Raw genomic sequence first — 14,405 nt, forward strand, 5'->3', positions numbered from 1 at the left:
ATTAGATGGCGAAGTTCCTGTGAGGATTCCATTCGTCCATGATGATGCAAAAACAATGCCCGACAAGTGGATCCGTTTATTATCTTTCGGGAACAGTGTTCTACAGTACACGGACTAATACTGTAGAAGTGATTTTACATATCTCGAAAAACTTCAAAAAAACGAAGTTTTTTAAACATGCCTTCTTATACTTCTCGTTGCTTTACTGGATCTGTTATAAAGCTGTTTAATCCAGACAATGATTGGATTATATTACCTTCATCGACAGAAATCATCATACGAGCAACGAGAAATTTGGGAAACATAATTTTTCATAGATTATTGGGAGTTACCTATAAAGCGAATGAAATGTTATAATAAACATTTATAGTTCGCTTTATTAAGATTTATATAGATTTTAAACAGCTAAAAACAGTATACCACACTCATAATCGAACGAAATTAAAAATATAAATTCTCTTAGAAACTCATAATTCTCTATATTTTCAGTATTTTTTAAAACTTATTTATTTTTTCTGCATTTTATCAATCGACTTTTTTTCTTTTATTTCGTAAAATGAAATTAGTTAGTACAAAAGGAGGACATACCTTGAAAATTTTAGATAGAGCCGCTTTAACTATTCTGATATTAGGAGGCATACATTTACTACTTATAGGGCTGATTGGATTCAACGTTGTAGAATACGTATTAGGCAGCCCAGAAGAATGGGGCACTCGCATCATTTATATCATTATTGGACTAAGTTCCTTATGGTGCTTCAAGTACTTCTCTTTTACCCCTAGAGGTGGAAGCAGACTGAAAGACAGGTAACATTACAAATGATTGGAAGTAAAACAGGATCTGTATAAATACAAATAAAAAGTCGAGTTACTATATTTTTTTATAATAACTCGCTTTTTTTATTTGCACTCATCTACACTCTAGTCTTTACAAGACTATCCAAATTATTAAAAATGCTATCACAACTCACAATTCCGTTTATTGATACAAAATAATCCCCGCTATGATCAGTAATATGCCTGCGACTAATGCAACTACGCCGCCAAATACTGATATAGTTAAATACCACGTTAAGTATTTTCCTTCTTTATTTTCTGACGCAGAGCGGTTCTTATTCAGCTTTTTAGGAAATTTGAGTGATATCCCTCCATAGACTGCCAGAATCACGCCAATTATAATTAATAAGCTCATCTTATTTCCTTCCTTGGAAGCTCCCCTATCTTTTTCATATTCATTAAAAAGGCAATTCTTCCCTGTCTTTTCCGCGATAGAAATCTCGCCATTCATAGAACCCAGCATCTAATCCTCTTAGTAAAACTTCTGCTGTCCCAACATTCGTAGCTAATGGGATTTCATACACATCGCTCAATCTGAGCAAAGCAGAAATATCTGGTTCATGAGCTTGAGCAGTTAGCGGATCTCTTATAAACAGAACAAGATCCATCTTATTATCTGATATATAGGCTCCTATTTGCTGGTCTCCCCCGAGTGGCCCTGATTTAAAACAATGAACATTCAGTCCCGTTTCGTCAGCGATTCGTTTGCCTGTTGTACCTGTTGCAAATAGTTCGTGTTTTTCTAAAATAGTTTTATACGCTGTTGCCAGTTTTATGATATCGTCTTTCTTTTTATCGTGGGCGATCAAAGCAATTTTCAATATGATTCACTCCTGTATTTTAAAAATTGTTATCTGATATAGTATTTTCTTTATAATAACATAACTGGCAGGACTGATTATATAGAAACGGTATGACATCTATAAGCATAAGATTTGCTCGTGCCCTTGACGCGCGCTACACTATGGATAGATAAAACAAGGAGGAATTTAAAAATGAGTAAAAAAATAGCAACTGTCATAACTAAATTATTTGAAGATGTAGAATTCACTTCCCCTAAAGAAGAATTAGAAAAAGCAGGACACGAGGTCGTCACTATCGGTTTTAATGCTGGCGAAACAGTTGAAGGTAAAAAGGGGAAAGCTTCCGTAACGATTGACAAAAGCATTGACGATGTCTCACCAGAAGATTTTGATGCTTTACTGATTCCGGGTGGATTTTCTCCCGATCAATTAAGAAAAGATGAACGATTTTTAAATTTCACTCGCTCCTTTGCAAATGACAAAAAGTCTATCTTTTCAATTTGCCATGGTCCACAATTATTGATCAACGCAGAAGTTGTAAAAGGAAAAGATATTACTTCAGTATCTCAAGTAGCGATTGACCTTAAAAATGCCGGGGCTAACTTCCATGATAAAGAAGTAGTCATCGACGATTCAGGTTTGATTTCAAGTCGTACACCAGATGACCTGCCCGCTTTTAATGAAGCTATGGTTAATGCATTACAATAATTACGACTAACTGAGTAAATTATTATTTTTTAATGCTAAAAGCTTAATAGTTTCTAAGGATAAACTAGTCTTTTATTGGTAGAATAGCTTTAGTGTAAAAATTAAAAAACACTTTTCTTTTCTCCCCCTAATATTGAATATATAAAGTGGCCCCCCACTTTATTTGATTCTTTTGAAAAGAAATTTATTCTATAAAAGCTGAACTTTCTTTCTCCCCTGATCGAATTGTATACAAGCTTGTTATAGAGACATAGAAGACTAGAGAAGTCTTATCCCCTAAATCGCCTTTCCCCAGTGGAAAGGCGATTTTTTTATTTGAATATATAATCCTAATATTTACTACTTTTTCATTTCTTCATCATATCTTCTTCAAATTTAGACTCTATACTATGTTTATACCCACAAACAACCAACTTATTTTTTTGATTTTGTTACTCCTCCAAGTATCAAAATCATCTCCTTTTTAACCGTCTGCTTAAGCAGGCGGTTTTTTTGTAATTCATAAAGATTCCAAGAATATAAGGGATTTTCAGTTGAAGACATCCAAAAAAACTTGAAAAACCAAACCTTCCTTTTAATTGATTTACTGAATTTAACTGATGCTTATAAAGAGGGAAGAGAGCGTGATTTTTATTATCCAGCTTATATTGAAAAGAACTTTATTCATAATAGGTACTCTTATTTAAACCGACAACTGTGAAATGATCTTTTAGAATTTTGCGTATTCTTTGCAAAGTTACCATATTACCACACCATTCTGTAACGATTCGTGTCGTTAATTTTTTCTCAGGAAAGAGGAACATAAACTCTTCAATATTTTTCAATGTAATTTTTTCAATAGAGGAAACTTCATTGCAAGCCTTACATAAACAAGATCTTTGCTTAAGAATCAAATCAAACGATCCACATTTAGAACAACACAACCCTTTCTTACACTGGTCGTAATTATATCTAGGTAACTGTTTTTGAAATGGAAGGCTCCGATTATGCAGTCTAATAAGCTTATTAGCTAGAAAATGATTATTTTTAGTTAATAGTCTGCTGGTATTATTAACTTCCAGCAAGTGACTTTTTACCTGAGTAGGTAGTATGATAGAATCCTCTATTCTAGCTTGATATAAGGTGAAGGTTGTATTTATAAATAATACATTTACTTCCACATTATACTGTAATCCCCATTCTTTTAGTAAGGAGAATATATTATGCTCTATTCGTGCACGTTGAAGTAAAGGATTACTAATTTCTATTCCATTGCTAGTCATCAACTCTCCGGAATTCATCAAATAATTCCCTGAATAGTTTTTTACTTCATAAATATAAATGGTTTCTGAAGTTATTATTAATGAATCAATTTGAAATGTTGTTCCGTTATTCACAAGTAATAAGTCATTTAATACAATTATTTCATTACTTAAGTATGTTTTAATTCTTTCATCAAATTCTTTTTCTCCATCGAATCCTTTTTCAAGATTTAATAATAATCTTTTTTCTTTTTCTGTTAGTGTTATTCGTCTATTTAAAAATTCTAATCCTATCATTAGTTTTGATTTTTCTCTGCTTTTCATTATTATCATTTTATTTTCACCTCAATAGTAAAACTGTCCTTTTAAACAAAAGTTCATTCTGTTATTTCCCTACTTATACTATTTTCAAGTTTCAGCTAAGCTATATTAGTTCTTTCTGTTACTACTTATTTTCATTTGAGTACTCACTTAATAGATATAACTTCTTTTTACTACTACTCCTTTTATTATCCAATATCAGTTGGCACATACTCCCTCATTCTCCTACTACTCATTTCTCTTTTAATTCCCAGTCACAACATATAGTCTCTTTGTCTTACTATTCATTTTCTTTTAAACACTCAGTTAATAGATATAACTTCTTTTTACTACTACTTTTTTTATTATTTAATCCCAGTTAACACATATACTCTCTTTTTTTACTACTCGGCTCCTTTTCACCTTGCAGTTGATGTATATAGCAGGTATTTTCATTAGCTACAAAAAAAGAAAACAGCCGTTTAATCAGCTGTTTCCTTTTTAAATCATTTCATTAAATTTTTTACTATCTTGCCGTCTTTAATAACAAGTTGAATGTTATTATTATCCGCAAGGCTCGCAATGTCTTTTAATGGATTTTCTTTAACGACTACAATGTCAGCCAGTTTTCCCACTTCTAGCGTTCCGACTTTATCTTCCCAGCCTAAACATTCTGCTGCTGTTTTAGTTGTGGCAACAATGGATTCCATTGGTGTCATTCCGGCTTCTGTCATCAACGCGAGTTCTCTTAAATTCGTTCCATGCGGCATAACGCCTGCATCAGTTCCCATAGCAATTTTCACACCTGCTTTATATGCTTTTGTGAAGCTCGCTTTATGAATTTCAATAACCTCTTTTGATTTTTGAACAGCCGAGTCTGGCATGCCTGTCTCTTTAGCCAACTCCAACACTGCAACTGGTGCGAGTAGTGTCGGTACTAAGTAAGTACCATGCTCTTTCATTAACTCAATTGCTTCATCGTCTAAGAAGATCCCATGCTCAATAGAGTGGATGCCTGCTTTGACTGCTTGTTTAATCCCTTCTGCACCTTGTGCATGTGCCATGACTTTAACACCTTTTCGGAATTTTGCTTCTTCTACGATGACTTTCAACTCTTCTAATGAAAACTGAGTGAATTCCGGGTGATCAGTTGCGCTCAAAACGCCACCTGTTGCATGAACTTTGATGACTTCTGCTCCCGCTCTTAACATTTCTCTCGTTCTCTTTCTAACTTCTTCAATGCCATCTGCTTTCCCATCGGGCATACCAGGGTAATCAGCTTGAAGCAGTTCGACTGTTTGTCCAGAAGTTGTATATCCGTCTCCATGGCCACCTGTAATTGTTAAGGCATTAATACTGAGTTGCATTCGCGGTCCTTTGACAATTCCATCTTCAACAGCTTTCTTAACCCCTAAATCGGTACCTAAAGCATCACGGACAGAAGTAATCCCAGCATCTAAAGTTTTTTTCATGTATTCAATTGCTTGATAAAATTTGTAAGAAAATGGTGTTTCTAATCGATTTTGAACCGAAGAATATTCCATCATCATATGCACGTGAGTGTCAATAAATCCTGGAACAATCGTCGCCCCTTCTACATCAATAATTTCTTCCACTTCGTCGGTATAGTCTCCTTCATTCCCGACAAATACAATCAGGTCATTTTCGATTACAACGACTCCATTTTGTAAAGGAACTCCCCCATTTCCGTCGATTACCTGTCCTCTTTTTATCATGATTTTCGTCATACATTTTTCCCCCAAATCATCGAATTGCTTCCATTTTAACTCAATCATTTTGTAATTACTATGAAAAGATGAAAAATTGATGAAAGAATTATCATTTTAAACTTTTTTAAAGAAGAAGCTATTTTAAGCAAAATAAATGAAAAGAACCGTTCTTAAATTAACCTTGTTTTTCTTTCCTATCTTTCAATAAGTCATGCACCTGAGCCACGTCTTTATCTCCACGACCGGAAATCGTTAAAATAATGGCATCTTCATTACTAAACTGAGGTGCGAGTTTCTTAGCTAAGGCTACTGCATGTGCACTTTCAAGAGCTGGAATAATGCCTTCTTTTGCTGATAATAGTTGGAACGCTTCTAATACTTCTTCTTTTGAAACTGTATAATATTCAGCTCGTCCTGTTTCTTTCAAATAACTGTGTTCCGGACCGACACCGGGATAATCTAATCCTGCTGCAATAGAATAGGTAGGTGCTGGTGCCCCGTTTTCATCTTGAAGGACCAGCGTTTTGAAACCATGCAATTCTGCTGGTTTCCCTTTGGCCATTGTCGCAGCTTCTTCTGGCTCTGCTCCAATTAAACGAACAGCCGGTTCCTCAATATAATGAGCAAACGAACCAATTGCATTGCTGCCTCCTCCTACAACTGCTATAACTGCTGCAGGAAGTTTTCCTTCTTGTTCCACTATTTGTTTCTTGGATTCTTCACTAATGATAGACTGAAAATGCTTGACCATTGAAGGAAATGGATGTGGACCAACAGCAGAACCCAGTAAATAAAATGTCGACTCATAGTTTTCTACTAGATCTGCCAGTGCAACATCAACGGCATCTTTTAATCTTCCTTGTCCTTTTTCTACAGGAATAACCTTTGCTCCTAGTAATTCCATACGAAAAACATTTAACGCTTGTCTTTCTGTGTCCAGTTTCCCCATATAAATCGTACAATCCATTCCAAACATCGCACATGCAGTAGCTGTAGCAACACCATGCTGGCCAGCTCCAGTTTCAGCAATAATTCTGTGTGCACCCATTCGTTTTGCTAACAAAATTTGTCCGACTACATTATTGATCTTATGCGCTCCTGTATGGTTCAAATCTTCTCGCTTTAAATAGATTTTTGGACCGTTCAAGGATTTAGTCAACCTAGAAGCATAGGTTAGCGGATTTTCTCTACCTACATACTCTTTTAGCGTTTCTTTGAATTCTTGGTTAAATTCTGGATCTTCTTTATATCGTTCGAATTCGTTAGCCAGATTGTCTAATACTTCCTTCAATTTAGGCGGTACAAAACTGCCTCCAAAGGTTCCAAAATAGCCTTCTTGATTTGTATTCATCAAATAAAACACCCTTTTTTTGTTATTTTAGATCGTTCTCACTCTCAATAATTTTTACAGCTTAACCCTTTATATTAAATAGTTGGGGTGAGTTTTTCTTCTTCAAATAATTTCAATAAATCTTTTAGCGTCATCTTTTCCTTTTCTTTTTGGTTCAAGTCCAACGTGATTTTCCCGTCTTTCATTACAATTAGTCGATTTCCATAAACTAGCGCATCTTCCATTTGATGTGTAATCATCATACAAGTCATTTTTTTCTCTTGAATAATTTCATTTGTCAGCTGCATCAACTTCTTCGATGTCTTAGGATCAAGTGCTGCTGTATGCTCATCTAAAAGTAGCAAGGAAGGTTGTGTCATCGTAGCCATCAGCAAACTTAAAGATTGTCTTTGCCCGCCGGACAAATTTCCTGCCGGTGCATCGATCTGCTTTTCCAGCCCATTGCCTATAGAGGTGCACATTTCAATAAACTGCTCTTTATTTTTTTTGAGGTTTCTAGATCGGAGCGTCTTTTTTTCTCCTCTTAGCTTTGCTAATAACAGGTTTTCCGCTACAGTCATTCTCGGTGCTGTCCCCATTTTTGGATCTTGGAAGACCCTTGAAATTAAATTAGATCTTTTTTCTTCTTTCCATTTCGTAATATCATTGTCCTTCAACATAACAGTTCCACTCGTTATTTCGGTCGATCCTGTTATACTGTTGAACAACGTCGATTTCCCAGCACCATTTCCACCCAGCACAGTGACAAATTCTCCTTGATTTAATGTGAAATTTACACCATCTAAAATATGATTATCTTCATCTGCCTGGTTTGTGATGATTTTTGTAAGACCCGTAACTTGTAATAATGCACTCATTCTTTTTCTCCTCTCCCGATTATTGTTCCCAAATTCAAACTTTTTCTTATTTGCGGAATCATCAAACAGATAGCTAATATCACAGAACTGAAGATTCGGATATACGTAGTGTCGAATCCTAATTCAATCACACCTAATAATAAGATTTGATACAATACACTTCCGATGACGATCGTACATAACCGCTCCCCTAATTTTAGATCTTTAAACATGACTTCACCGATAATGAGGGAAGCTAATCCGATAACAATAACTCCTGTACCGCCATTTACATCTGCATATCCATTGTTTTGTGCTACCAATGCTCCGGCCAGTGCGATTACACCATTTGAAATGACGAGCCCCAGTATTTTCATGTTATCTGTACGAATGCCTAATGAGCGCGCCATATCTTCATTATCTCCAGTAGCAATAAAGGCTTGTCCCAAATTTGTATAGAAGAAGGCTAAAACCACACTGATCAGTATGACTAGCACAATAACGCCAATAAATACCACATCATAATAGTTCGGCAACCCTTCAAATAGATCAAAAAGTGTTTCTTGATTGAGTAAATTAATATTTGGTCGTTTCATAATGAATAACATAACAGAATGAAGTCCTGACATTACGAGTATTCCCGCTAATATAACCGGAACTTTTCCTTTTGTGTAAAGGAGTCCTGTCACTAACCCTGCACCCATTCCGGCAAGAATCGCTAAGAAGATAGCTAGAATCGGTGGCACATCTGAAACAATGGCTGTTACGGCTACTGCTGCACCTAACGGAAAGGATCCTTCAGTTGTTAAATCTGGAAATTTCAATATGCGGTACGTTAGGTATAATCCTATTCCGAGTACTGCCCATAAAAACCCTTGTGCGATCGCTGAAATAATCATATTTATTGTCCTCCTGCTTCTGGTTCAATGATCTTGCTGTTCTCTAAAATTTCTTCAGGTATAGTGACTCCAATTGATTCTGCTTTTTGAACATTGATCAACTGATCTCCACCTTCTACGATATATACTGGAAATTCTGCTGGATCTTTACCATCAAGTACTTCCGCTGCCATTCTACCGGATTCGACGCCCAGCTGAACTTGGCTGATCCCAACTGTTGCAAGTCCACCTTGAGCAATCATGATATCCACTGTAGGTATTAGAGGCATATTATAACGGTCTGCTTCGCTGACCACTGTGTTAAATGCACTAGCTATCGTGTTATCTGTCGGTAAGTATATGACATCTACCTCTTTAGCCATACTAGCGACCATTTGCTGAATCTCATTTGTACTAGAAACAGTATACGTTTCTGGAGTCAAACCAGCTTGTTCAATAGCGGCTTCTGCTCTTTCAGCTTCTGCTCTTGCATTATCTTCTCCGGAACTATATAGAAGTCCGACAGTTTCTACATCAGGAAGAATACTTGTCAGCAATTGTATTTGATCTTCGACTGGTGCCTGATTTTTTACACCTGTTACATTAGCACCAGGATTCTCTTCTGATTCAACTAGTCCTGAACCAACTGGATCTGAAACAGCAGCCATGATTACGGGGATTTCACTAGAGGCATTCTTCAACGCCTGGCTCGCAGGTGTTCCAATCCCAATTAGAATATCTGCCCCTTCATTGACCATAGAACTTGCCATCGTGTTCATTAAATTCTGATCTCCTTGTGCATTTTGAAAATTAATTTCTATATTTTCAGCATCCACATAACCATTGTCAGCCAAGCCTTGAATCGTCCCTTCACGAATTTCATCTAAAGATGGATGACTCGTTGTTTGCAGCAACCCAACTTTTAAAGTTCTTTCTGAAGCACTTGGATCTTCGCTTCCGCCGTTTGTCACTTGTTGATTATTACTTTGTTCATCCGGAAAAAAGAACCCTATTATTAGTACAGCAAATATCAATCCAAATGTTACGAGCATACCTTTTCTTTTCATCAGTTATATTTCCTCTCCAGTTAATTTTTATATTTTCTATACATTGATTTCCAGTTCCAGTCAGAGTTCATCTGTATCAGCCCCTTAATACTTTACATATGATGTTTTCATTTGAGCCTTTTTTATTTTAGATAAAATAAAAAAGGCAGTCTCCACACTTATTTTGAGTAGTGGAAATTGCCTTTAAAATATGCAAAAACCACATAGATATAGTGATATCCATGTGGTTATTTATCTAAAATTTCTTGAGAAATAAGCCCGCATAGATACAAAATTTAGAATGTTTTCTAAACGTTGTACCTATGAGTTGTCTCATATCTACAACGATCTACGCCAGCTTTGCCAATTCATATTCAATTGTACTGTTTGCTTAGAATCGAAGTTCATGAGTTTTTCTCCTTTTGTCATCTCTAATGTGATTTTTATATTACAGTGTAAAATTCAACTTGTCAACAAATTAGATATAAACTCTTTTTACATCTTCATTTATATAGATAAAATCAATTCCTTCTGCATTCTTGCAGTTAAATCATGGTAAACTATTAATGGAGAGAATAGAAAGGTGTTATATATGCAAAAAAAGAAAATCGCTATTGTTGGAGGCGGAGTTGTTGGTGCCTCAGCAGCTTATCTCTTAAGTAAAGAACCAACACTTGAAGTCACTCTATATGATGAAGGAGTCGGACAAGGTACCTCTGCTGCTGCTGGCATCATTAGTCCTTGGCTATCAAAACGCCGAAATAAAAAATGGTATCGTATGGTAAAAGAAGGGGCCGCTTTTTATCCAGAGTTTCTATCTGAAGTTATGAATGGTGTAGCTATTCCTAAAACTGTCTATAACCAAGTCGGAACTCTTCTGTTTAAAAATAATCCTGAACATCTTAAAGATTTATTGAAAATTGGACTAAAGAGAAGAGAATCTGCTCCAGAGATCGGTGAGTTGAAGATTTTATCTCCGGAAGAAATAAAGAAAAAAATCCCCTTATATACAGGAATTGAATCTGCACTTTGGGCTGCTGGAGGTGCTAGAGTAGACGGAAAATATCTGGTAGACTTACTCATCCAAAAAGCAATAACCCAAGGTGCTCATTTCAAAAAGGAACACGTTGAAACATTAACTGTAAAAGGACATCATCCAATCCTTAACACTATTCATCAAAATACCCAATATGATAAGGTTATTTTAGCCGTAGCAGCATGGTTACCAAATTTACTCGAACCACTTGAATATAAAGTAGACATCCGTCCTCAAAAAGGACAACTCTTAGAAATTGAGTTAAAAAATACAATAACGACTAACTGGCCGGTCATTATGCCTGAAGGAGAAACAGATATTATTCCGTTTGAAAATGGAAGAGTCATTATTGGTGCTACACACGAAAATGACAAAGGCTTTGATCTAGAAATCGATAAAGTCCAGTTGACTCACATGCTTCATGATGCTGTAACTGGATTCTCAGATCATTTTAAACAAGCTTCTGTTGTAAATTATCGTTCTGGAACAAGGGCTTATACTTCGGATTTTGCTCCTTTTTTCGGTCCTGTGCCTGAATTATCCAATGTTTATGCAGCTAGTGGTTTAGGTTCTACCGGGCTAACTGCCGGACCATTAGTAGGAAAAGTATTAGCACAACTAATATTAGACAAACCAACTTCTTTACCGCTGGAGGATTACCCGATCAGAAACTATATACAATCTAAAAAATGACAGTCTTTCAATTGCGGCAATGATATTTGCCCTACTGAGATTGATGAGTAAATATAAAAAGGTTAAACGGAATACAGCTGATTTAGGTGCTATTGCTGTTATTATAGGAATAAACAAAAAACCTTCTATCACATGAGATAGAAGGTTTTTTGTTTTATTCATCATTCTTCTAGTCTTTCCATTTCCGGTCTTTTCGTTAGAGAGAGCCCGTACATTCCAATGCTAAACGCCAACCACATTAGTCCTACAGAATACCCTCCAACGATATCCGAAGGGTAATGTACACCTAGATATACTCGACTGACACCAATCAGCACAATCAGAGCACCAAATACCGCTGTAGCAGCCAAATACGTTATTTTTTTTCTAGCTAGTCGAATAAATAAAAAAATCACTGCTCCGTATACGATCATTGATCCCATTGCATGGCCACTTGGAAATGAATACCCTCCTTGGCTAATCAAGTGCTCTACCTCACTTGGACGTTCTCGTCTAAAAACAGCTTTTAACAGCTGATTCAAAACCCCCGCACCTAAAGCAACGGTCAAGAAATACCATATCGATAGCCATTTATTTTTAAATTTAAAAAGAATGACTGTACTTACAATTAAAGTAAACATAGCTACAAACCAACCGTCACCAACTCTGGTAATTAGGGTGAATAAGACAGTCAGTAATGATTCTCTTTCATCATGAACTTCCCTGCCAATCCAATCATCAAACATCCCTAATAGTCCCCACTCAAAATAACTTGCGACAGCTAAGATCAAGAAGGGAATAATTGTGATCATTCCAAGATAAAACATGGTCTTTGGCTTCCAGAAACTTTTCCTATATTTATTTATTAACTCTAACATATTGTTCCTCCACTGATTTTTACCTATTTTTCAAAACATTTGTACTCTCTATTGTCTAATTTTTTGAAATATTTTTCAAGTAACACCTTCTTTTTTTAAAAACTTCTTTGACTTCTTTCTCTGCATTAGGTAAAGTAGTCAAGGGAATCTGAAACACTCCCCTCATGATATTACTTCATTAATAGAAAGTTTTTCGAAAAGTAAATTCATTTTACGAATAACGTTCTATATTGGAAAAGTATGATCACAACTATAGAGGAGTTTGTTGCTAAATGAAAGTTTTTGATTACGAAGATATTCAATTGATCCCTGCTAAAGCTGTTGTTTCAAGTCGTTCAGAATGTGATACGACTGTAGAACTAGGTGGACGCCGGTTCATGATGCCCGTTGTTCCAGCTAATATGCAGACAGTAGTTGATGAAGAGTTGTCGGCTTGGTTAGCATCACATGGTTACTTTTATGTCATGCATCGCTTTGATGAAGCTGCACGTGCTGATTTTATAAAAGATATGCATGCAAAAGAACTTTATGCTTCTATTAGTTTAGGAGTAAAAAAAGAAGAGTATGATTTCGTTAAAGAACTAGCAGATAAAAATCTAGTTCCTGAATACGCAACAATTGATGTTGCACATGGACATTCTCAAATGGTCATCGATATGATCACTCATGTTAAGAAATATCTACCTGAAACCTTCTTAATTGCCGGAAACGTAGGAACTCCAGAAGCGGTTCGTGAGTTAGAAAACGCTGGAGCTGACGCTACTAAAGTCGGTATTGGACCAGGAAAAGTTTGTACAACTAAATTAAAAACCGGATTCGGTACTGGCGGATGGCAATTAGCTGCAGTTTCTTACTGTTCTAAAGCTGCACGTAAACCTATCATTGCTGATGGAGGTGTCCGTACCCACGGAGATATAGCTAAATCTATACGCTTCGGTGCTACAATGGTAATGATTGGTTCATTATTTGCCGGTCATGATCAATCTCCAGGTAAAATGGTCGAAGTAAACGGCCGTCCTTATAAAGAATATTTTGGTAGTGCTTCAGCGCACCAAAAAGGTGAAAGAAGAAATGTTGAAGGCAAGAAAATGCTGACACCTTATAAAGGTGACATTTCAGATACCTTACTTGAAATGAAACAGGATTTACAGTCTTCAATCTCATACGCAGGCGGAAATGATATTGAAGCACTACGTAAAGTAGACTATGTCATTGTTAAAAGTTCTATCATGAACGGTGAAAATTACAACGCTAGTGGAATTGATGTTCCAGATAGTTTTGCTACATCTTCTAATTTCCAGCCTTAAAAATCAAACACCAATCAGGTTATAATCTGATTGGTGTTTTTTATTCTTTCCTATTAATTTCTATAATAATAAATACAATAAAATGTAAAAAAACAGCAAAAAGTACTACAAAAAAAATCCATGAAGGTACATCAAAGACTATGTAAAAAAACAGAAATAGTATAAAAGAGAATAACGGATACCATACTAACGTTTTAGGATCAAATTCAGGTTGCGGCATACTGATCCACTCCTAGACTGAAAGTTTTAAGTGAGATAAAATTTTCTGAACTGTCAGCTCGACATCTATATTCTCAATTATAAGATCTGTTTCTTTTGGCGGAATTAATTCATTATTTTCATGACTATGGCTAATTCTTTCGACAATTTTTTCTTCACTATCTCCACGTTTACGCATTCGTTCAATCATAGTTTCTTTGGAAATATGAATGAAAACCACGAAAGTTTCATTGGGAAAGAAAGCTTTCATAGCTTCAGCTCCATTGCGATCCAAAGAGACATGAACAACATCATGAGTACTTAAAGCCTTGCTAACCTCAGATTTTGTTAGACCATACACTTTATGATTGTAAAGTGTTTGCTCAATAAAATCTTCAGGATTCATGTCCGCCATTTTTCTGAAATGATAATCTATGCCATCGTGTTCCCCTACTCGCGGCTCTCTTGTTGTAGTTGTCACGAGTTTAGGGATTCCTCTACGCGTGAGTTCATCTCCTACTGTTGTTTTACCACTACCACTAGGACCAACCATAACAATAATGCATTTATTTCTCATAAACACT

The 14,405-nt window shown here is 35.9% G+C and carries 14 protein-coding genes; 4 read left to right on the top strand and 10 right to left on the bottom strand.

Annotation, left to right across the window (positions count from 1 at the left end):
* Positions 1–589 precede the first annotated feature (589 nt).
* Positions 590–811: a DUF378 domain-containing protein gene (locus BM212_RS06870; protein WP_072693973.1), complete on the top strand. Its 222-nt coding sequence runs from the start codon at positions 590–592 to the stop codon at positions 809–811.
* Between the two features lie 168 nt (positions 812–979).
* Here BM212_RS06870 and BM212_RS06875 read toward each other — a convergent pair whose 3' ends face one another.
* Together BM212_RS06875 and mgsA are read right to left on the bottom strand one after the other, a co-directional pair.
* Entirely contained in the window at positions 980–1,192 is a 213-nt protein-coding gene (locus tag BM212_RS06875) for a DUF6199 family natural product biosynthesis protein (RefSeq protein ID WP_072693972.1), read from the bottom strand.
* Positions 1,193–1,235: 43 nt separating this feature from the next.
* Complete coding sequence (mgsA, locus tag BM212_RS06880) at positions 1,236–1,658, bottom strand: methylglyoxal synthase (protein WP_072693970.1); 423 nt, start codon at positions 1,656–1,658, stop codon at positions 1,236–1,238.
* Between the two features lie 174 nt (positions 1,659–1,832).
* On the opposite strand from mgsA, the gene BM212_RS06885 reads away from it, so the two are divergent.
* A complete protein-coding gene (locus tag BM212_RS06885; protein WP_091897555.1) occupies positions 1,833–2,348 on the top strand; it encodes a type 1 glutamine amidotransferase domain-containing protein in 516 nt (171 codons plus the stop codon).
* Between the two features lie 659 nt (positions 2,349–3,007).
* Here the strand turns inward: BM212_RS06885 and BM212_RS06890 are convergent.
* The 6 genes from BM212_RS06890 to trpX form a co-directional block, all read right to left on the bottom strand.
* Entirely contained in the window at positions 3,008–3,922 is a 915-nt protein-coding gene (locus tag BM212_RS06890; protein WP_091897558.1) for a nuclease-related domain-containing protein, read from the bottom strand.
* A 473-nt stretch (positions 3,923–4,395) separates the two neighbouring features.
* Positions 4,396–5,637 (bottom strand): metal-dependent hydrolase family protein, encoded by a 1,242-nt coding sequence (locus tag BM212_RS06895; RefSeq protein WP_091897561.1) that lies wholly within the window; start codon positions 5,635–5,637, stop codon positions 4,396–4,398.
* 157 nt (positions 5,638–5,794) lie between these two features.
* Positions 5,795–6,970 (bottom strand): tryptophan synthase subunit beta, encoded by a 1,176-nt coding sequence (gene trpB, locus BM212_RS06900; RefSeq protein WP_072693950.1) that lies wholly within the window; start codon positions 6,968–6,970, stop codon positions 5,795–5,797.
* Between the two features lie 74 nt (positions 6,971–7,044).
* Positions 7,045–7,827, bottom strand: a complete 783-nt coding sequence (locus tag BM212_RS06905; RefSeq protein ID WP_091897565.1) for an ABC transporter ATP-binding protein — start codon at positions 7,825–7,827, stop codon at positions 7,045–7,047.
* On the bottom strand, positions 7,824–8,705 hold the full coding sequence (locus BM212_RS06910) for an ABC transporter permease (RefSeq protein ID WP_091897568.1): 882 nt from the start codon (positions 8,703–8,705) through the stop codon (positions 7,824–7,826). The genes BM212_RS06905 and BM212_RS06910 overlap by 4 nt, the downstream gene beginning before the upstream one ends.
* 2 nt (positions 8,706–8,707) lie before the next feature.
* Positions 8,708–9,751 carry a tryptophan ABC transporter substrate-binding protein gene (gene trpX, locus BM212_RS06915; protein ID WP_091897571.1) on the bottom strand — a complete coding sequence of 348 codons (1,044 nt, stop codon included), beginning with the start codon at positions 9,749–9,751 and terminating at the stop codon, positions 8,708–8,710.
* 571 nt (positions 9,752–10,322) lie between these two features.
* On the opposite strand from trpX, the gene BM212_RS06920 reads away from it, so the two are divergent.
* A complete protein-coding gene (locus BM212_RS06920) occupies positions 10,323–11,459 on the top strand; it encodes an NAD(P)/FAD-dependent oxidoreductase (RefSeq protein ID WP_091897574.1) in 1,137 nt (378 codons plus the stop codon).
* Positions 11,460–11,620: 161 nt separating this feature from the next.
* Here the strand turns inward: BM212_RS06920 and BM212_RS06925 are convergent, their stop codons facing one another.
* Positions 11,621–12,316, bottom strand: a complete 696-nt coding sequence (locus tag BM212_RS06925; RefSeq protein WP_083540467.1) for a phosphatase PAP2 family protein — start codon at positions 12,314–12,316, stop codon at positions 11,621–11,623.
* A gap of 272 nt (positions 12,317–12,588) precedes the next feature.
* On the opposite strand from BM212_RS06925, the gene BM212_RS06930 reads away from it, so the two are divergent.
* Positions 12,589–13,623, top strand: a complete 1,035-nt coding sequence (locus BM212_RS06930) for a GMP reductase (protein ID WP_091897577.1) — start codon at positions 12,589–12,591, stop codon at positions 13,621–13,623.
* Between the two features lie 232 nt (positions 13,624–13,855).
* Here BM212_RS06930 and BM212_RS06940 read toward each other — a convergent pair whose 3' ends face one another.
* A complete protein-coding gene (locus tag BM212_RS06940; protein WP_091897580.1) occupies positions 13,856–14,398 on the bottom strand; it encodes a guanylate kinase in 543 nt (180 codons plus the stop codon).
* Positions 14,399–14,405 lie beyond the last annotated feature (7 nt).

The organism is Marinilactibacillus piezotolerans, assembly GCF_900114235.1.
GTDB classification, from domain to species: Bacteria; Bacillota; Bacilli; order Lactobacillales; family Carnobacteriaceae_A; genus Marinilactibacillus; species Marinilactibacillus piezotolerans.